We start from the raw sequence: 19,499 nt of genomic DNA on the forward strand, positions 1-19,499 counted from the left end.
GTCGGGTGTAAAAGGGGGGTGACTAGAGCTCCGGCGGCGACGGGCTGCCGGTGGCCGCCGCCAACAGGCGCGCACGCACATCCGGGTCCGGCTCCGCCTGCAGCGGCATGCCGTCGATGGCTGGGAAGAGGTCGGAGACCACCAGCCGCTCGCCGGCTGACACGCCCGCGGCGACGATCGCATATTCGGGCTGCAAGGTCTTGACGGTCACGTCGCGGATGCTGAGCCGGCCCTCGTCGATCAGGTACAGGCGCTCGCCGTGCAGGGCCTGCCGGGGCACGATCACTTGCTGCGGGCGCGGTGCGCCGAAGAGCGCCACTTCCACGAACAGGCCCTTGACCAGGGGCGGGCGCTCGCCGGGCACGACATCGGCGTAGGGATTGTCCACGCTGACGATGACGCCGACGGTGCGGGTTTCCGGGTCCAGGGTGTCGCTGAGGCGGGCCAGCTCCGCCGGCCAGTGGACGTCGCCGCCGGCATCGCGCAGGGTCACCTGGGCACGGATCCCGAGCTGCGAGGCGAGCTCGCCGCCCGGTCCGACGCTGAAATCAATGGGGTCGGCGCCCTGCAGCAGGGCGCGCATGCGGGCGATGGGGATCTGTGCCTCCACCTCGGCACGGTCGATGGCATCGGCCTTGATGAGCACTTGGCCCTCGCGCACGTATTGGGCCTGCTCCACATTCACTTCGCTGAGGCGGGCGCGAAATGGCAACTGCACCTCGGTGCGCGCCAAGTCCAGCCGGGCGTCGGCGAGCTGGGCCTCGTAGCGGGCGAGCTGGGCCTGGAGCAGCTCGCGCTCCGCCGGCAGCAGGTTCAGCTGGCTTTGCTGCGCCTGCACGGCCTGGCGCTGGGCCAGCAGGTTGCGCTTTTCCTGCTCCAGCTCCGAGGCGCTGACGGTGCCCTTGTCCAGCAGGCGCTGCTTGCGCTCGACCTCCGCCGTGCGCAGGGCGAGCGACTCCTCCTCGATGGCCAAGGAGGCGCGGATATTGGCCTCCTTGGCCTCCATCTCGCTGAGCTGTGCCCGAGTGGAGAGGATATCGGCTTCCGCCTGGGAGACGCGCAGCTCGTACTCGGTGGGGTCGATGCGCAGCAACAGCGTGTCAGCGGGCAAGAGCGCGCCTTTGCGCAGCCGCGGATGGGTCTCGACAACCCGCCCGGTCACCTCTGCGACCGCCTCCCAGACGCGCTCCGGGCGCACCCGACCATAGCCCGTCGCGCGCGGCACCACGTCGGCGGTTGGGATCTCGATGACGCGCACCACCCGCGCCGGCGGTTCTGTCTCGCGCTGGTCGGGCGGTCCGGCGCCGCGGTTCAGCAGCACCGCGATCCCGATGGCGGCGAGCACCGGCAGCAGAAAGAGCCATTTGCGGGGGTGGCGGGGCACGGAGGCAGCGTGGCTCGGCATCCGAAAGACCCACTATTGCGCCAGTATCGGCGCGTCGACGCAAGCTGGCGGTGCGGATCAATCGGCGTTCCCCTGGGCTCGCCCATAAAAAAAGCCCGCCGTTGGGCGGGCTTTCCGGATGCGGCCGGTGCGAGACCGACACCCGGTCCTACATCTCGAGCTGAACGCGCAGCTTGTTCATGGCGTTTTTCTCGATCTGGCGGATGCGCTCCGCGGAGACGCCGAACTGCTGAGCGAGCTCGTGCAGGGTCTGCTTCTTTTCGGTGAGCCAGCGCTCGCGCAAGATGGTCTTGCTGCGCTCGTCGAGACCCTCCAACGCCGCGAACAGGCGCTCGCGCTGATGCGCATCGTTGTCTTCGCGCTCCAGGTTGGCGGCGGGCTCCATGCGCAAGTCCGGCAGGTAGGTGGCCGGGGCGGAGGGGCCGTCATCGTCGTCGTCGTCATGACCGTCGAAGGCCATGTCGTGGCTCGCCAGGCGCGACTCCATTTCCAACACCGTTTCCGGCTTGACGCCGAGGTCAGCCGCGACGCCTTCCACCTCTTCCTTGGAGAACCAGCCCAGGCGCTTCTTGGCGCTGCGCAGGTTGAAGAACAGCTTGCGCTGGGCCTTGGTGGTGGCGACCTTCACGATGCGCCAGTTGCGCAGGATGTACTCGTGGATCTCGGCGCGGATCCAGTGCACCGCGAAGGAGACCAGGCGCACGCCCACATCCGGCTCGAACCGGCGCACGGCCTTCATCAAGCCCACGGTGCCCTCCTGGATCAGGTCCGGCAGCGGCAGCCCGTAACCCAGGTAGCCGCGGGCGATGCGGATGACGAACCGCAAGTGCGAGAGCACGAGACGGCGCGCGGCCATCATGTCGCCGTGATCGCGCAGCCGCAGCGCCAGGCTGCGCTCTTCTTCCTGTGTCAGCACAGGAATCTGGTACGCGCTCGCGATGTAGGCGTCGATCGTCCCCGTCGACAGGGAGCCGAGGTTGGCGATGTCTTGGATCGATGCTTCTTCAGCCATGGTGCTTATACCTGAGTAATTCGCTCGGAAATTATGCTAGCAGCCCTGGTGGGCTTTGACAACATTGTTGACCGGGTTTTCGAGCAGCTTTTGAACGGAAAGTTCCTGTGGCAAAAGCTGGACATGCCGGACTTAGGCCCATGGTAGTCAAAGACCGCCACAGCGCAATGCTTTTTGCCGACGCTGCGCGACTCGTCCGATGAAAGGTACCCATGGGGGCTCGTGCGCTGTTTGCGCGGCCCTGCTGGATTGGTGTAAACAGCGGCTTTCTCAGTGAAAACAGGAATAGGTATCGGGGTGGGCTCGGCGCTGAGCGCCGCGGGCGGGGTTGGCTCGACGCACAGCGGGGTGAGCCCTGGTCGCGATGACCCTGCGGCCCCGGCGGCTTGTCCAGGTTCGTCGCGGCACGCGACGGGGATGCTGGTGGGTTTTTGCGAGGTAAGCGGCGAAGAATTCGAACAGCGCCGGGTGTCTTCTGAGCCACTGGCGCCAATGCTCGGGCTGAGTCGGGCCTTTTCAGCCGGCGGCACGCGGGGCTGGCGTCCGCCTCATATAGGTGGGCGTCATTCGCCGACGCAGGGGTAGCGCTCGATACCCGCCTCCGCCATGGCGACGGCGCGGAAGACGGCGCGGCCCTTGTTCATGGTCTCCTTCCATTCGAGCGCGGGCACCGAGTCCGCCACCACGCCGGCGCCGGCTTGGATGTGCAGCGTACCGTCCGTGATGACGGCGGTGCGGATGGCGATGGCCGTGTCCATGTTGCCGTTGAAGGCGAGGTAGCCGACGGCGCCCGAGTAGACACCGCGCTTGACCGGCTCCAGCTCGTCGATGATCTCCATGGCCCGGATCTTCGGCGCGCCGGAGACGGTGCCGGCCGGGAAGGTGGCCCGCAGCACGTCGATGGCGCTCATGCCGGACGCCAGCTCCCCGGTGACATTGCTGACGATGTGCATGACGTGGGAGTAGCGCTCGACGATCATCTGGTCGGTGACCCGCACGCTGCCGGTTTTGGCCACCCGCCCGCAGTCGTTGCGCCCCAGATCGATGAGCATCAGGTGCTCGGCGAGCTCCTTGGGGTCCGCCAGCAGCTCCGCCTCCAGGGCCTTGTCTTCGTCTTCGGTGTAGCCGCGGCGGCGGGTGCCGGCGATGGGCCGAACAGTGACGACGCCATCCTCCAGCCGGGTCAGGATCTCCGGCGAGGAGCCGACGATCTGGAAGTCGCCCAGGTCCAAAAAATACATGTAGGGTGACGGATTCAGGCCCCGCAGAGCCCGGTAGAGATCCAATGGCTCGGCCTGGTAAGGGATGGACAGGCGCTGCGAGAGCACCACCTGCATGCAATCGCCGGCGAGTATGTAGTCCTTGATGCGCTTTACGGCGGCCTCGAACCCGGCCTCGCTGAAGCCCGAGACGAAGTCCGTCTCGGCGATGCTGCGCCCGCCGGCCTCCGGGTTGCGGGGCGCCCCCCGCCGCATCTTGGCGACCAGCTCGTCGATGCGGGCCTGGCCAGTCGCAGGGCTGTCGCCGGCGGCCGGGTCCAGGTGGACGATGATGTAGATGCGCCCGCGCAGGTTGTCGAAGACGACCACCTCTTCGGAGAGCATCAAGAGGATGTCCGGCGTGCCCATCTGATCGGGGCTCGGGCAGTGGGCGAGCTTGGGCTCGATGTAGCGGACGGTGTCGTAGCCGAAGTAGCCCACCAGGCCGCCGGCGAAGCGCGGCATGTCCGGATGCTCGGCGGCGCTGTAGCGGGCCTGGAACTGCTCGATCCAGGCGAGCGGATCCGCGGCTTCGGCCTCTTCGACGATGCTGCCGTCGCGCTCCACTACGACGCGATGCCCATAGACCTTGAGCACGGTGCGCGCCGGCAGGCCGATGATGGAGTAGCGACCCCACTTCTCGCCGCCCTGTACGGACTCGAAGAGATAGGAGTAGGGGCCCGCCGCGAGCTTGAGATAGCAGCTGAGCGGCGTGTCCAGGTCCGCGAGCACCTCGCAGACGAAGGGGATGCGGTTATGGCCCTGGCGCACCAGGGCGTCGAAGTTCTCGGGCGTCATGCGAGCATCGTGTCCAGTTCCGCCAGGGAGTCGATCACCGCATCGGGCTCGGCATCGTGGATGTCCAGGCCGTGATTGTAGCCGTAGCTGACACAAACCACCGGGAAGCCCGCGGCGCGCGCCGCCTTCACGTCGCTGATGGAGTCGCCCACCATCAGCGCATCGGACGTTGCCACGCCGAACTGCTGGGCCGCGTGCTGAAGCGGCAGCGGGCTCGGCTTCTTCTCTGGCAGGGAGTCGCCGCTGATGATGATGCCGAAGTGCCCGGCCACGCCCAGCGCGGCCAGCAGCGGCTCGGTGAACTGCGCCGCCTTGTTGGTGACGCAGCCGAGCTGGATGCCGCGCGCTGCCAGCAGCCGAAGCCCTTCGGCGACGCCGGGATAGAGCCGGGAGCGCTCGCCGTTATGGGCCGCGTAGCGCTCCAGAAAGACCGGGTAGGCCCGGTCGAAGTCGGCGGCGGCGGGCTCGCCGTCCAGGCTGCCCGTCAGCGCGCGCTTGACCAGCCGCTCGACGCCGTTGCCCACCCAGTTGCGCACCGCCGCCTCGCCATGCGGTGGGCGGCCCAGCTCCGTCATCATTGCGTCCACGCTGTGGGCCAAGTCCGGCACGCTGTCCACCAGGGTTCCGTCCAGATCGATCAGGACCATTTCGGGCTCGAAGCGCTGCGTCATGCGGATGCTGCTCCTTCAGTTGGGCAGGAAGGCCCTGTCCAGCACTTGCTCCGTCAGATGCTCGACATCCAGCTGCTCGAAGCGCGACTGGCGCAACAACTCCAGATTGTCCTTGAGCCAGGCGTCGTAATCGCTGTGGTACAGGTCGGTGAGGTCGGTCATGGGCGTTGATGAAGCTCTCAGCCGGTAACCGGCAGACCGCGAAAACGGTCTGCTGCCGCGGCGGTCAGCACTCAGCTGCCAACCGACCCCAACGCCTCGCGCATCTTCCCGATGATGGTGTCGTAGCGGTTCGGGTCGTTGTCCTGCCCTTTGCCGAAGATGCCGGAGCCGGAGACGAAGGTGTCGGCGCCGGCGGCCTTGATCTCGGCGATATTGTCCACCTTGACGCCGCCATCGATCTCCAGGCGAATCTCGCGGCCGGAGGCGTCGATCATCTGGCGCACCTCACGGAGCTTGTCGAGGGCGGAGGGGATGAAGCTCTGGCCGCCGAAGCCCGGGTTCACGGACATGAGCAGCACCATGTCCACCTTGTCCATGACGTACTCCAGGTAGGACAAGGGTGTCGCCGGGTTGAACACCAAGCCCGCCTTGCAGCCTTCGTTGTGGATCAGCTGCAAGGTGCGGTCGACGTGCTCGCTGGCCTCCGGGTGGAAGGTGATGTAGCTGGCGCCGGCTTGGGCGAAGTCCGGCACGATGCGATCCACGGGCTTCACCATCAGGTGCACGTCGATGGGTGCCGTGACCCCATGCTTGCGCAGGGCCTCGCAGATCAGCGGGCCGATGGTGAGATTCGGCACATAGTGATTATCCATGACATCGAAGTGCACGATGTCGGCACCGGCGGCGAGCACATTGTCGACTTCCTCGCCGAGCTTCGCGAAGTTCGCGGACAGGATAGACGGGGCGATCAGGTCTTCAGCGGCCATCTGTGGTCTCCATTGGGGCGTGCCGCGGCGCAGCGGCAGCCGCTCGGCACAGGCATGAATCTAGACCCAGCACTTTAACCGATGCCGGTGGGCTTTTCACGGTTGAGGGGTCGGTAACGGTCTCGTTCAGCAGGAAGAGGACGATGTTCACGGCAAGCAGCCCGTAGACCGTCCATTTGAACGAGGGGAGCCAGCGGCTCGCGGGGCTGGCGGCGGTGGTGCTCATGGGTGGCCGTCTCCGTCGGTGATGCAGTGCGTCACAATCGCCGTATCGCCGTCCAGCCGCCAGCGGATGTCGCAGTCGTAGAGCCTGAGCCCGAAGTCGGTGCGCTCGGGGTAGCGGTCCATGTAGCCGGGGCGGGGGTCCCGGGCGATCACCTGTTCGATGAGGCGGTGCAGTGCCAGTGCGTCGTCGGGGTCGCGAGCGGCCACGGCCGCAGCGGCCTCATCGGTGAAGCGCACGCAGAAGCGATCATCCGGCTCGGCGTGGGCGAAGCCGCCGGCGGCGTCGGCGATGGCGTCGGCGTAGGGTACGTAGGGCTTGATGTCCAGCACCGGCGTGCCGTCGAGCAGGTCGATGCCGGAGACTTGCAGCGCGAGCCCATCGCCGTCCGCCGCCAGTCCGTGGTGCGCCACCGCCGACAGTCCGATAGGGTTGGGCCGATAGGGTGCCCGGCTCGCGAACACCCCCACCGAGCGCCGCCCGCCGAGTCGCGGCGGGCGCACCCTGGGCTTCCAGCCGGCGGTCAGGCAGTCGTCGTGGAAGACCCAGAGCAGCCAAACGTGGCTGAACCCGTCGAGGCCAGCGAAGGCCTCGCGGCGGTCATAGGGCGGGTGCAGCAGGATGCGCCCCGGCGCATCCACTAAGCGCGGCTGGCGCGGGATGCCGAACTTGTCCGTGAAGGGTGTGCGTGCCGTGGCGATGGGCTCAAAGGCCAAGACGGTCATGGTCGGTGGCCGGGCCCGGGCAGCTGCTTGGGCTTGCGAGCGCAAGCGAGCACATAGTCGAGCCCGCGATAGACGCTGGTGGGCTCGAAGCGCAGCGCGAGCTTGGCCGGGAGCCGCGCCATGGGATGCAGGCGCTCGAGGGTTTCCGGATGCTCGGCGAGGAAGCGGTGCAGCGGCGCGTAGACGTGCTCGCGGATGGACTCGACCCGGATCTGCTCGAAGCCGCTCATGGCGAGCTTGGAATGATAGGTGGGCCGGGTGTAGGCGTTCTCCGGCGGAATCGCGAACTTGCCGGACACCAGCCGCCAGGAGACGCGCTGCTCCAGCCGCGCGGGGAAGCCGCGCACGCTGGGCATGGGGATGATGTCCGCCAGCACCAGCCGACCGCCGGGGCGCAGCACCCGCCAGGCCTCCCTCAGGAAGTGCTCGCGGGAGCGAAAGTGAAAGGCGCACTCGACGGCGACCACCTTGTCAACGCTCGCGGATTCGATGGGCATCTCCGTCGCCGAGCCCTGGCGCAGGTCGATCTGCTCGTCCAGCCCGAGCTGGGACACGCGCCGGCGCGCAACTTCCACCTGGGAGGCCGTAATATTGAGGCCCGTGATGTGGCCGGGCTTCAGCGTCTGCGCCCACAAGATGTCCTGATCACCGAAGCCGAAGCCGCAGTCCAGCACCCTGTCCTCGGGGCCGAGCTCCGCCGTCTCGCCCACCAGCATGGCGAGCGCATCGCTGGCATCATCCAAGTTGCTTGCATCGCGCCAGAAGCCTAGGTTCAGATAGAGACCGCGCTCAGTGGGGGAGCTGGTGGCCAGAAGCTCGTAGATGCCGCTGGCATCGAGCCCGTGGAAGGGATTGTAGAGCCAGTTCAGGTAGCTCAGGCTCTCGCGCAGGCGGCTGGCGGGCAGCGTGGCATCGGACATGTCGGACCTCCGTTGGCGTGTAGGCGGCAGATGGGGGCGGGTCCTCGCCGGCGCGAGGTGCCGCCACACGCCGATGCGTCCGGCGTGCTTCCCCACGGCGCCCGACGGACAATGCCGAATGGGGCTGCGCCGGCCGATGCGTTGCGAATCAATGCCCCGCCGCAACCTTGCGGGGGCGGGAGACGGCTCTCTTTGGTAGAACGTCTCCGACCCTTGTATCAGTTCCGCGAGCACCAGGAGCGTTCCATGGCTTCCCCTTACCGCTACAACTTCATCCAGCGTCTATTGCACTGGCTCATCGCCATCGTCGTGGTGGGTCTGCTGGCCATCGGCTTCACACTGTGGAGCCTGGGCAGTTATCAAAATGTCGTCGATACCTTTGGGTCCGAGACCACCAACGCCCTCTACACCTATCACAAGAGCTTCGGTGTTCTTCTGCTGATCCTGATGGTGCTGCGCGTGGCGCTGCGCCGGATGTCGCCGCCGCCGGCCTATGAAAAGCCGCTGCCCGGGCCGGTCAAGGCGGTCGCGGTCAGCAATCACCTGCTGCTCTATGTACTACTGTTGGGCATGCCCATCGGCGGCTGGATGGCCACCTGGGTTGGCGGCTTCCCGGTGCAGTTCTTCGGCTTGTTCGGCGAGAATGGCTTGCAGCCGCCGGCGTTCATCGGCAAGGACGAGGCGCTCAGCAAGCAGCTGTTCATGGTCCATGGCTATGCCGGCATCGCTGTCGCCACGCTGGCCTTGTTGCACATCGCAGCGGCCATTCGGCATTGGCGGCGCAAGGACGGTGTGATGCGCCGGATCAGCCTACCGTGAGATTCGATCGCGCAACGCGCATCCGGCGGGGCAGCGACCCCGCCGTTGTGCTGGCCGCTGCCCTCACGCTCCTCGCGCCGGCGACGACGCCCGCCGAGAATCGTGCAGCACTGACGCTGGCCACCTGGAACATCGAGCACCTCGCCGCCGCGGACGGGGCTGGCTGTCGCCCCCGCGCCGCCTCCGATTACCAGCGCCTGCGCGACGTCGCCGCCCGGTTGGACGCCGACATCGTCGCCGTGCAGGAGGTGCAGAGCACCGATGCACTGGCCCGCGTCTTCGACCCCGAGGTCTACGACCTAGTGGTCTCCGCCCGCCGCGAAGACGGGCGCGACTTCTGCCGGGGCATGAACGACCAGCGCCGCCTCGCACAGCGCACGGGCTTTGCCATCGACCGGGACGCGCTGCGGGCAGCCGGATTGGAGCACCGAGTGTCGGCGGGCGTCCGTGAGCTCGGCGTCGAGGGGCGACGTTGGGGCACACGCATCCAGATCGAGGTGGATGACCAGCCGCTGCTGGAGCTCATGTCCCTGCACCTCAAGTCCGGCTGTGCCTGGGGCGGCCTCGAAGGCCGCGTGCGCCGGGAGCAATGCCAAATCCTCAAGCGCCAGCGCGGCATCCTGGATGCCTGGATCGACGCCCGGGCCGCCGCCGACGCGCCCTTTGTGATCCTCGGTGACTTCAACCGCCAGCTGGATCAGCCCAACGACCATTTCTGGCAGGACATCGACGACGGCGAGGTCTGCGACTGGCGCCCGGACCCGACCCTGGGCCGCCGCTGCAAGCCCGGCAGCAGCCAGCCCGATCCGGACGCAGACCTCGTGCTCGCCGGTGCCGGCCGTCCCTTCCCTTACGCCTACAACCCCAAATACCCCTACGCCATCGACCATATCGTCCTCGGCGGGTCCGCCGCCGACTGGCTGGTACGCGGCAGCTGGCGGGTGCTCGACTACGGCGGCGGCGCCAAGCCCTCGGACCACCATCCCATCGCCGTCACCCTCCGCCTCCCTACCGAATAACGGGGACGGTATACTGAATTAACGAGTCGACGCGGTGGCATTGGACTGAATGCTCCAAACGAGACAGCGACCCGGCCTTTCCGGCGCGTCTCTGACGCGGTCAGCCGAGGATGGGCGTGCTCGGTCCTACCGCGGTGCGCGCTGGCTCCAGGGGCTTGCCGCTATCGAAGGTCTCGTCCATGAACTTGAGCGCTCGGTCCTTGGTGCGGATGAAGTGGGTCTCGTCCAGCAGGTGGAACATCTTGCCGCGGCGCAGCGTCTCGTAGACCTGGGCCTTGAGGCTGGAGAAGTAGATCTCGACGCCGTTGTCACGGAAGGTCTCAATGACGTCGCGCAGGCGCTCCTCGCCGGTGACGTCGACGTCGTTGATACTGCTGCCGTCCACCAGCACGGCGCGGGCCTGCGGGTTCTCGGCGCGCGCCTCCAGCAGCACGTCCTCGAAGCGTGAAGCGTTGACGAAGTTGAGCGAGCCGTCGAAGCGTACGACGATGTAGTGCTGTCCGATAGGTGCGACGTCGTTCATGCTAACGCCGGCGAGCCGGCCGTCCGCGTCCAGGCCGAGGATGTCGGTGCGCGGCTTCATGGTGCGCACCATGAAGAGCACGATGGCGAGCCCGGCACCCAGCAGAATGCCGTTGGCCAGCTGCGGAGCCATGGCCAGCGTGGCGACGAAGGTGAGCACGCCCACCACCGCCTCCTGGCGCTCGATCTGCCAGGCTCGCACCAGGGACCGCACGTTGATGAGCCCGAACACGGCCATCATCACGATCACCGCAAGCACCGCCTGCGGCAGGTGGTAAAGGAGCGGCGTCAGGAACAGCAGCACCAACATCACGCCGACGGCGCTGAAGATCGCGAACATGCCGGTCTTGGCGCCGTTCTTGGCCGCCACCGCCGAGCGGGAAAAGGAGCCGCTGACGGTGTAGCTGCTGAAGAAGCTGCCGACGATGTTGGCAAGTCCCTGGCCGACCAGCTCCTTGCTGGTGTCCACCCGCTCCTTGGTCTGGGCGGCGATGGCCTTGGAGATGGACGTGGCCTCCATGAAGCCGATGAGCGCCATCACCAGCGCCGATGGCAGCAGGGTCCAGAACAAGTCCATCCGCAGCTCCGGCACTTGGAAGCTCGGCAGGCCCGCCGGGATGGCGCCGACCACGGCGCCGCCGCCCATCATCTTGACCTCGTCGCCGGCTACCTGGCTGATCCGCCAGGTGTGGCCGTCGGCCTCGACGTTCGCGGGCACCTCGTCGCGTGGGTAGAAGGTATCGCCGCCGTCTGGGGTCACAGCGTGCTCGAAGTGCAGGTTATGGAGCGACACCTGTCGCTCGTTGTTGGCGCGCTTGCGCTGATCCAGCTCCCGATTCAGGACCCGCAGGTCCGCCTCCAGCAGCGCGAGCTCGGCGAAATGCTCCGAGCCGTCCTCGGCCTTGAGCGCTCGGATCTCCTGGTTCAGGCGGGACGTGGTGCTGCCTAGGGAATCGATCGCACGCGCGGTGGTGGCATAGTCCTGCGCCAGCTCTCGTGCCTCCTGGTCCTGGATAGCGGCCAGCGGCACCGTCGCGTTGCGCTCGAAGCCGATGGCCCAGCTCACCAGGGTCGTCAGCACCACCGCCAGGAGCACGCCCGGCACCTTGGGAATGTACCGGCGGGCGCCGATGATGATGCCGAAGGTGGCGATCGCGAACAGGAGGGTCGGGAGGTGGGTCTCCGGCAGCTGCGCGACCACGTTCCACAGGTCCGCCGCAAAATTATCCGTGCGCGGGAAGGGCACGTTCAGCAGCTTGCTCAGCTGCGACAGACCGATGATCAGCGCCGCAGCGTTGGTGAAGCCGACGATGACGGGGCTGGAGAGGAAATTCACCAGGATGCCCATGCGCAACAGCCCGAGCACCAGGCGCAGCACGCCCACCATCAGCGCCAGCATCACCGACAGCACGATGAAGTCCTCGCTGCCCAGCGCCGCCAGCGGCAGCACGGCCGCCGCGGACATGAGCGAGAGCATCGCCACCGGCCCGGTATGCAGCTGCGGCAGCGAGCCCCAGAGCGAGGCCACGATGACGGGCATGAAGGAGGCATAGAGCCCGTAGACCACGGGCAGGCCCGCGAGCTGCGCATAGGCCATGCTCTGGGGCACCAGCACCAGCGCCACCGTAATGCCGGCGATGAGGTCGCTGCGCAGCTTGTCCCCGGAGAGCGGAAACCAGCGCAGGAAGGGAAACAGGGTCGTCAGCAGGTTCGCAGGCATGGCGGGTCTGGCGGGCAGGGTCCTTGACGAAAAAACCGCATCTTAGCCGAGCAAATTCTCGTGCGGCATTGATGATGCCGCTTGTAGGTATCGATGAAAGCCTATGGATCTGGGCCAGCCTTGGGCCACTTCACGAATCGTCCGGCTGAGGGCGCGCAGCCAACCGCGAGCTTCAGCGGCATCTTCACCGGAGGCACCGGCCGGCAGCCGGCCGGCGAGGCGCTCCGGCTCCATGCGGGGCTGGACCGAGATGGGTGTTCCCGGCGGCTCGCCCGCGCTCATGGCGGGCATGCCGAGTGCGGCGCAGGTGGACCGGCGTCGCTCAGAACTTGGTCACCACGACGTTCACGCCGTCTTCGGCGCCCAAATCGAAGGTGTTGCCGGACACCTGCGCGACGGTACCGATCTGCTCCACGACGAAGGCGGGATCCGCCGCCGCGTTGATGACCAGGCCGTTCTCGGCACCGTCGTCGATCACCAGGGTTGCCGCATCCGGCCGTGTCACCGAGATCCCCTCGGACGGCGACAGGATGGTCAGGTTGGCGTTCAGGAAGCCCACCTGCAGCGAGGACGGATCGCGGTTGGCCTCCACGAAGGAGGACGCTGCACCCACGGCACCGGTGCGGACCTGCTCCACCAGGCTCGACGCCGTGGTCTTGGCCTTGGTGGCGATCTCCCGCGCCCGCTCGCTGTCCGCCGCCTCCTTGATGGACGCGATGGCCTTGTCCAGTCGCTCTCTCCAGTTCATCGGTACCTCCTCTTGATTGTGTCGAATGCGCAGTGTGCGCACCCCACGCAGTGTAGCGCCTGCGCCGGGGCGCGGTATCAGCCGGATGCTGATTCGACGCCGACCCCGCTCAGGAACAACAACGGTTGCCGAGCACCCACAACGTTGCACCGGCCCAATGAAAGACGGACGTGCTTCGCTTTGCCTGTCCTACCTCGGCACCACTGAGTCGAGACCGCCGCGGCGGGCGGTCGGCGACTGCTCGGCTGATCACGGCCGGCCGGGGACCGCCGCAGGCTGCATAGGCCGGCGCCGTCAGTCGTCGTCGTCCTCGTCCTCATCATCATCGTCGTCATCCATCTCACCGCAGCCGACGACGGCGCCGGCAACGAAGACCGCGAGGGCCGCCTGCGAGACTCGCGTCAGGAACCAGCGCCGATCCGCAGCCGGGGCCGGCACTTGCTGGTCAACCTGCTGCAATTGCTCAGACTTGGACATGCTTGCCTCTCATGGAGTGTGGGAGCTTCTCGGGTTCTGCGGTCACCGAAATGATGCCTCAATATAGTCTTAGCCCCCAACCCCTTCTTATCGCCCATGCGCCTTCGGCACCTGAATCCGCCGCCACAGGCGCCCGTCCTCCCTGAGCAGATTGCCGGCGGCGGCCGGTCCCCAGGTGCCGGCGGCGTAGTTGGGAAACTCGCGCGGGGGTAGGGCGGACCAGACATCCAGCACCGATTGTACGATCTCCCAGCCCTTCTCGACCGTGTCGGCGTGCTTGTAGAGGGTGGCGTCGCCCTTCATGCAGTCGTAGATCAGGGTCTCATAGCCGGTGGCCGGCTTGTTGCCGAAATAGTCCTCATAGCAGAAGTCCATGTTGACGGTGCCGATTCGCATGGTCGGCCCCGGGATTTTGGCGCCGAGGCTCATTTGGATGCCCTCGTTCGGCTGGATGCGCAGCACCACCATGTCCGGCTCCAGCTCATCCACCTCGGTGTCCTGGAACATGATGGTTGGCGCCTTCTTGAATTGAATGGCGATCTCGGTGTACTGAGCCGTGAGGCGCTTGCCGGTGCGCAGATAAAAGGGCACGCCCGCCCAGCGCCAGTTGTCCATGCCGAGCTTGAGTGCCGCAAAGGTCTCGGTGTGGGAGTTGGGGTCGACACCGTTCGACGCCCGGTAGGCCATGACCTGCTCGCCGTTGGGCATGGTCCCGGCGCCGTATTGACCGCGCACCGCGTGGGTCAGCACCTGCTCCGGGGTCAGCGGCGTGATGGCGTCCAACACCTTGTTCACCTCGTCGCGCATGGCATGGGCCTCGAAGGAATTGGGTGGCTCCATGGCGAGAAAGCCCAGCAGCACCAGGAGGTGATTCGGGATCATATCGCGCATGGCACCGGCTTCTTCGTAATAGGCGCCGCGGTGCTCGACGCCGACGGACTCGGCGACGGTGATCTGCACATGATCGATGTGGTGGCGGTTCCACAAGGGCTCGATGAAGCCGTTGGCGAATCTGAACACCATAATGTTCTGGACGGTCTCCTTGCCCAGGTAATGGTCGATGCGGTAAATCTGGTCTTCGTCCAGGTTCTTGTGCAGGTGGTTGTTCAGCGCGATGGCCGAGTCCAGGTCTCGACCGAAAGGCTTCTCGATGATGACCCGGCGCCAGTCGTCCTCGGTTTCATGCAGCAGGCCCACGTCGCCGAGATGATCCGCCACCTTGGAGAACAGGCTGGGCGGAATGGCCATGTAGAAGAGGTAATTGCCCTCGGTACCCCGCTCGGCGTCGATGCGGCTCAGGCGCTCGCAGAGCAGCTCGTAGTCGGGGCCGCTCAGCATGTCGATCTTCATGTACTGGAGCCGCTCACAGAGCTTGGTCCAGACGTCCTCTTCGAATACCTCGCCGACGTGGTCGCGAATCTGCTCCCCCATCAGGTTGCGGAAGCCGTCATCGTCCATGTCCAAGCGGTCGAGGCCAAGCATCACGAAGCTCTCCGGCAGCAGCCGCGCGTTGGACAGATGGTACAGCGCCGGCACCAGCTTACGCTTGGTGAGGTCGCCGCCGGCACCGAAGATGATCATGACGTTGGGCGGCGCCGGCGGGGCCTCGGTGTAGTCGGTTTGCATTAGGGACATGGTGCGGGTCCTGATGGCGTCTAATGGGCGCTAAGGGAGAGCGTTGATCGGGCGTCTCGGTGAGAGTGCGGAGTGCGGAGTACGGAGTACGAAGTACGGAGTACGAAGTACGAGGTGCGAAGTACGGAGTACGAAGTACGGTGCGGTCAACCTAGATCCAGTATTCAAATCACGAAGGGCACGAAGGGCACGAAGGAGCTCAGCAGGATAAGCAGCCTCGCCCCGTCATCCGCCGGGTGCGTCAGATCCCGGCGAGGCTTACCTTCCAGTGTCTGTCTTGCTTCGTGCACTTCTTCGTGTGCTTCGTGGTTAACTGCTCTCTGTAGGGTCAAGGCGGCAACGGCAGGGCTGAGGTTTCAGTGCGAAGGCCAGAACAGTGCGGAGTACAAAGCGCAGAGTGCAGACGCGCGGCTCCCGTACTTCGTACCCCGTACCCCGTACTTCGTACCTCGTACTTCGTACTCCGTACGACTCAATAACGATGTCGCTCCATCCTCCACGATCTCGCACCCAACAGCACCATGCGGAGCCCGTCAGGACTCCGACTTTTCGTGGTGCCCGCCGAATTGGTAGCGCATTGCGGACAGGATCTTGTTCGCGAAGTCCGCCTCGCCGCGGGAGCTGAAGCGCTCGTACAAGGCGGCGGTCAAGAGCGGTGCCGGGGTGCCCGTCTCGATGGCGGCCTGGCAGGTCCAGCGGCCCTCGCCGGAGTCCGACACCCGCCCGCCGTAGGTGTCGAGCTCGTTGTCCTCATGCAGGGCGATGGCCGTGAGGTCCAGCAGCCAGGAGGCGACGACGCTGCCGCGACGCCAGACTTCGGCCACATCGGCGAGGTTGATGTCGTATTGGTAGTGCTCGGGGTTGGCCAGCGGTGCCGTCTCGGCGTCGATGGTCTGGTCCTCCCGGCCGATGCCGGCGTGTCTGAGGATGTTCATGCCCTCGGCATAGGAGGCCATCAACGCGTATTCGATGCCGTTGTGCACCATTTTGACGAAATGCCCCGCGCCGCTCGGCCCGCAGTGCAGGTAACCCTGCTCGGCGGGGGTGGGCTCGCCGCTGCGCCCGGCGGTGCGCTCGATGTCGCCCATGCCCGGGGCCAGGTCTTTGAAGATCGAATCCAGGCGCTGCACGGCGTCGGTGTCGCCGCCGATCATCAGGCAGTAGCCGCGCTCCCGGCCCCAGACGCCGCCGGAGGTGCCGCAATCCAGAAAGTGGACGCCGATGTCGCGCAAGGCTTTCTGGTGGCGGATGTCTTCCTGGTAGTTGGAGTTGCCGCCGTCGATGATGGTGTCGTCGGCCTGCAGGTGCGGGCGCAGGTCGGCGATGACTTTGTCTACCACCGCCGCCGGCACCATGATCCACACCGAGCGCGGCGGGGTGAGCTTGGCGCAGAGGTCTTGAATGTTGTCGGCGCCCGTGGCGCCTTCTTTCGCCAGCGCTTGGACGGTTTCGGGGTTGGTATCGAAAACGACGCAGTCGTGTCCGGCGGCCATCAGCCGCTGAACCATGTTGGCGCCCATGCGCCCGAGGCCGATCATGCCGAGTTGCATTTGCTTTGCTCCTCAGTTGGGGCAGGAAATTGGAACGAGGCGAAAACTCCCCTCGGTACGGGACCGCGCAGAGCTCTTAGGGGTTTCAGCGCCCCTCCAGCACCACGACGCTGCGCGGGCCGACGCGATAACTTTCGCCGTGCACCGTCGGCTGGTCGTCGGTGGCGTGGAGGGCCGGCTCGCGGCCCGTGTCCACGGCCAAGAACCAGCGGCGGCCAGCGAGGGGCGGCAGCGCGAAGTCGAGCGTGTCCTCCCACATGTTGAGCATGACGTGCAGGTGCGGCTCGTCGTCCGCGAGCCCGGCCAGCATGAAGGCCAGGGTGCGGGTGTTGCCGTCATCCCAGCCCGGGTCGTCCAGCTCGACGCCGTGCCAGCTGATGTCCGGCGGCGCGCCCTCGCGCTCCGGCTTGCCCGTCAAGAAGCGGCGGCGGCGCAGGGTGGGGTGGCGCTTGCGCAATGCGATCATGCCGCGGGTGAATTCCAGCATGTCGCGGTTATCGTCCGCCAAGCGCCAGTCGATCCAGGACAGCTCGTTGTTCTGGCAATAGGTGTTGTTGTTGCCCTGCTTGCTGCGCAGCAGCTCGTCACCGGCCAGCAGCATGGGCACGCCCTGGCTGAGCAGCAGGATGGCCATCAGATTCTTTGCCTGGCGGTGGCGCAGGGCATTCACCTCCGGGTCGTCCGTGGGCCCCTCGACGCCGCAGTTCCAGCTCAGATTGTCGTTGTGGCCGTCGCGGTTGTTCTCGCCGTTGGCCTTGTTGTGCTTCTTGTTGTAGGCGACCAGGTCATACAGCGTGAAGCCGTCGTGGCAGGTGATGAAGTTGATGGAGTTGGCCGGCAGGCGCCCGCGGTGCTCGTAGAGGTCGCTGGAGCCGGCGATGCGCGTTGCCACGTGCTGCACCAGACCCTTGTCGCCGCGCACGAAGCCGCGCATCAGGTCTCGGTAGTGGCCGTTCCACTCCGCCCAGCGAAAGCCCGGGAAGTCGCCGACCTGATACAGGCCGACTGCATCCCAGGCCTCGGCGATGATGTGCGCACGGCCAAGCTCCGGTGACAGCTCCACGGACCAGAGCACCGGCGCGTGATGCTCCGGCGTGCCGTCCTCGCCGCGGGCCATGGCGCTGGCCAGGTCGAACCGAAACCCGTCCACGTGCATGTCGTGGGCCCAGTAGTGCAGGCTGTCGATGACGTAGCGGGTCACCAGCGGGTGGTTGCAGTTCACCGTGTTGCCGCAGCCCGTGTAATCGCGGTACTGGCTTTTGTCGGCGAAGTCCAGGTGGTAGAAGATCTCATTGCCCATTCCCTTGAAGGAGAGGGTCGGCCCGTCGGCGCCGCCTTCGGCGGTGTGGTTGTAGACCACGTCCAGGATGACGCCGATTCCGGCCGCATGCAGCGCCTTCACCATGTCGCGGAACTCGTCGCGGGCGCCCTTGGCATCGCAGGCATAGTGCGGATGCGGTGCAAAGAAGCTGTGGGTGCTGTAGCCCCAGAAATTCTCCAGGCCCAGGGAGGCGGTCTTCGGCGGCACGTCCTGGAGATCGAAGGCCATCACCGGCAGCAGTTCCACGTGCGTGATGCCGAGGGATTGCAGATACGGAATCTTCTCGATGACGGCGCGGAAGGTGCCGGGGTGGGGCGTGTCCGCAGACGGGTGGCGGGTGAAGCCGCCCACGTGCATCTCATAGATGACCGCTTCCGTCAGCGGCACATGCAGATGGGTGTCGCCCTCCCAGTCGTAATCGTCGCGCACCAGCTGTGAGCGCATGGCGGTCGCCAGATTGTCGCCGGGGCGGCTCGCGGCGTCGCGGTCCCAGAGCCGGTCGTCCACGGCCACGCACCAGGGGTCCAGCAGCAGCTTGTCGCGGTCGAAGCGGCAACCGCTCTCCGCCGTATCCGTGGGGCCGTCCATGCGCCAGCCGTAGCAGGTGCCCTCCGGCAGGTCTTCGACGAGTACGTGCCAAAAGAAGAAGGTCTTGTGCACTCGCGGGTCCAGCTGGATGGTCTGGAAGGGCTTCGGGCTTGCCGGTCCGTCGAACAGCAGCAGCTCCACCGCCGTGGCATACCGCGAGAAGCAGCAGAAATTGACGCCGCCGTCGATGAAGTTGGCGCCTGTCAGGTCCCAGGTACCGGGTTGGGTGCTGTAGGTGCGCGCTGGCATTGGGCTCCCCAGTGAGAGGTGTGTTGGCGTGCCGGTGGCGACGCTGCTGCGAGCCTGCGGTCGCCCGCGGTCACCTCCGCAGCCGCGCGGGCGGCGGCACCGACGGCAGCTCGGGCCCGGCGGCCTTGGCCGCAGTACTGGCGCCGGCGTCTGCCGGCCCCATGTTAAGGCGCCTCGGGATGGGCTGCATGTCCATTCGATGAGCCCATCCAGAATCCTGTTCGCGGCCGGCTGTTGGAGGCGAGACGATCATGAACTATTGCAGCCACTGCGGCGAGGCGCTCGCCGTGCGGGTGCCGGACGGCGACAATCTGCCGCGGCACGTGTGCGACGCCTGCGGCGCGGTGCACTATCAGAACCCCAAGATCGTCGTCGGCTGCATCCCCGAGTGGGAGGATCGCATCCTGCTCTGCAAGCGCGCCATCGAGCCGCGCTACGGACTCTGGACCCTGCCCGCGGGCTTCATGGAAAACGGCGAGACCGTCCAGCAAGGCGCCGCCCGCGAAACCCTGGAAGAGGCCAGCGCCGACGTCGCCGTCGGCGACCTCTACGCGCTGTTCAATCTGCCGCACATCAACCAGGTCTACATGCTCTTCCGGGCGCGGCTCGCGAGCCTCGACTTCGGCCCCGGCGCCGAGAGCCTGGAGGTGGAGCTCCTGCGCGAGGACCAGATCCCGTGGGACGACATCGCCTTCCCGGTCATCGGCGAGTCGCTCCGGCTCTACTACCGCGACCGCGCCGCCGGGCGCTTTCGACTGCGCAGCGGCGCCATCGAGCGCCTGCCGGGACCCGACCGGCGTTACCGCACCCTTGTCTACGACGAGGACGGCGTCGCATCCCAGCAAGAAAAGTAAAACGGGGACGGTATACTGAATTAGTGGGCTGGGCGACGACACGTCCGATAAGCCC

General features: G+C 66.5%; 18 protein-coding genes. 3 read left to right on the plus strand and 15 right to left on the minus strand.

Translation table 11 applies throughout. From position 1 onward, the window contains the following. Positions 1-22: 22 nt before the first annotated feature. The 9 genes from CKO31_RS02765 to CKO31_RS02805 all read right to left on the minus strand — a co-directional run bounded on the left by CKO31_RS02765 (position 23) and on the right by CKO31_RS02805 (position 7,942). Positions 23-1,384: an efflux RND transporter periplasmic adaptor subunit gene (locus tag CKO31_RS02765; protein ID WP_200233851.1), complete on the minus strand. Its 1,362-nt coding sequence runs from the start codon at positions 1,382-1,384 to the stop codon at positions 23-25. A gap of 169 nt (positions 1,385-1,553) precedes the next feature. Then, entirely contained in the window at positions 1,554-2,417 is an 864-nt protein-coding gene (gene rpoH / locus CKO31_RS02770) for an RNA polymerase sigma factor RpoH (protein WP_200233853.1), read from the minus strand. A 563-nt stretch (positions 2,418-2,980) separates the two neighbouring features. Beyond that, positions 2,981-4,474: an anthranilate synthase component I gene (trpE, locus tag CKO31_RS02775; RefSeq protein WP_200233856.1), complete on the minus strand. Its 1,494-nt coding sequence runs from the start codon at positions 4,472-4,474 to the stop codon at positions 2,981-2,983. Further along, a complete protein-coding gene (locus CKO31_RS02780) occupies positions 4,471-5,145 on the minus strand; it encodes a phosphoglycolate phosphatase (RefSeq protein ID WP_200233857.1) in 675 nt (224 codons plus the stop codon). Before CKO31_RS02780 ends, trpE begins: the two co-directional genes overlap by 4 nt. A 15-nt stretch (positions 5,146-5,160) precedes the next feature. Further along, positions 5,161-5,307, minus strand: a complete 147-nt coding sequence (locus CKO31_RS02785; protein WP_200233858.1) for a DUF29 family protein — start codon at positions 5,305-5,307, stop codon at positions 5,161-5,163. Positions 5,308-5,378: 71 nt separating this feature from the next. Continuing rightward, positions 5,379-6,074, minus strand: coding sequence for a ribulose-phosphate 3-epimerase (gene rpe / locus CKO31_RS02790; protein ID WP_200233859.1), 696 nt, complete (start codon positions 6,072-6,074; stop codon positions 5,379-5,381). Continuing rightward, entirely contained in the window at positions 6,064-6,300 is a 237-nt protein-coding gene (locus CKO31_RS02795) for a hypothetical protein (RefSeq protein ID WP_200233861.1), read from the minus strand. The genes rpe and CKO31_RS02795 overlap by 11 nt, the downstream gene beginning before the upstream one ends. Next, positions 6,297-7,022, minus strand: coding sequence for a tRNA (N6-threonylcarbamoyladenosine(37)-N6)-methyltransferase TrmO (gene tsaA / locus CKO31_RS02800; protein ID WP_200233868.1), 726 nt, complete (start codon positions 7,020-7,022; stop codon positions 6,297-6,299). The genes CKO31_RS02795 and tsaA overlap by 4 nt, the downstream gene beginning before the upstream one ends. Beyond that, positions 7,019-7,942: a class I SAM-dependent methyltransferase gene (locus CKO31_RS02805; RefSeq protein ID WP_200233871.1), complete on the minus strand. Its 924-nt coding sequence runs from the start codon at positions 7,940-7,942 to the stop codon at positions 7,019-7,021. Before CKO31_RS02805 ends, tsaA begins: the two co-directional genes overlap by 4 nt. Before the next feature lie 246 nt (positions 7,943-8,188). On the opposite strand from CKO31_RS02805, the gene CKO31_RS02810 reads away from it, so the two are divergent. Further along, positions 8,189-8,761 (plus strand): cytochrome b, encoded by a 573-nt coding sequence (locus CKO31_RS02810; protein ID WP_200233875.1) that lies wholly within the window; start codon positions 8,189-8,191, stop codon positions 8,759-8,761. Next, positions 8,758-9,780, plus strand: coding sequence for an endonuclease/exonuclease/phosphatase family protein (locus CKO31_RS02815; RefSeq protein WP_200233878.1), 1,023 nt, complete (start codon positions 8,758-8,760; stop codon positions 9,778-9,780). The genes CKO31_RS02810 and CKO31_RS02815 overlap by 4 nt, the downstream gene beginning before the upstream one ends. A 100-nt stretch (positions 9,781-9,880) precedes the next feature. On the opposite strand, the gene CKO31_RS02820 is transcribed toward CKO31_RS02815, so the two are convergent. The 6 genes from CKO31_RS02820 to glgX form a co-directional block, all read right to left on the minus strand. Further along, positions 9,881-12,022: a SulP family inorganic anion transporter gene (locus CKO31_RS02820; RefSeq protein WP_200233879.1), complete on the minus strand. Its 2,142-nt coding sequence runs from the start codon at positions 12,020-12,022 to the stop codon at positions 9,881-9,883. A 322-nt stretch (positions 12,023-12,344) separates the two neighbouring features. After that, positions 12,345-12,770, minus strand: a complete 426-nt coding sequence (locus CKO31_RS02825; RefSeq protein WP_200233882.1) for a hypothetical protein — start codon at positions 12,768-12,770, stop codon at positions 12,345-12,347. A 294-nt stretch (positions 12,771-13,064) separates the two neighbouring features. Beyond that, entirely contained in the window at positions 13,065-13,247 is a 183-nt protein-coding gene (locus tag CKO31_RS02830) for a hypothetical protein (RefSeq protein ID WP_200233883.1), read from the minus strand. A gap of 87 nt (positions 13,248-13,334) precedes the next feature. Continuing rightward, positions 13,335-14,882, minus strand: coding sequence for a glucose-6-phosphate dehydrogenase (zwf, locus tag CKO31_RS02835; protein WP_200233884.1), 1,548 nt, complete (start codon positions 14,880-14,882; stop codon positions 13,335-13,337). Positions 14,883-15,415: 533 nt separating this feature from the next. After that, the gene (gnd, locus tag CKO31_RS02840; protein WP_200233889.1) at positions 15,416-16,432 is read right to left on the minus strand and encodes a phosphogluconate dehydrogenase (NAD(+)-dependent, decarboxylating); all 1,017 of its coding nucleotides are present in this window, start codon (positions 16,430-16,432) and stop codon (positions 15,416-15,418) included. Positions 16,433-16,517: 85 nt separating this feature from the next. Then, positions 16,518-18,590 (minus strand): glycogen debranching protein GlgX, encoded by a 2,073-nt coding sequence (gene glgX / locus CKO31_RS02845; RefSeq protein ID WP_200233892.1) that lies wholly within the window; start codon positions 18,588-18,590, stop codon positions 16,518-16,520. 251 nt (positions 18,591-18,841) lie between these two features. Between glgX and CKO31_RS02850 the strand changes: the two genes are divergently transcribed. After that, entirely contained in the window at positions 18,842-19,444 is a 603-nt protein-coding gene (locus CKO31_RS02850) for an NUDIX hydrolase (protein WP_200233894.1), read from the plus strand. Positions 19,445-19,499: the final 55 nt, after the last annotated feature.

The sequence above is a fragment of the Thiohalocapsa halophila genome (genome assembly GCF_016583825.1).
GTDB classification, from domain to species: Bacteria; Pseudomonadota; Gammaproteobacteria; order Chromatiales; family Chromatiaceae; genus Thiohalocapsa; species Thiohalocapsa halophila.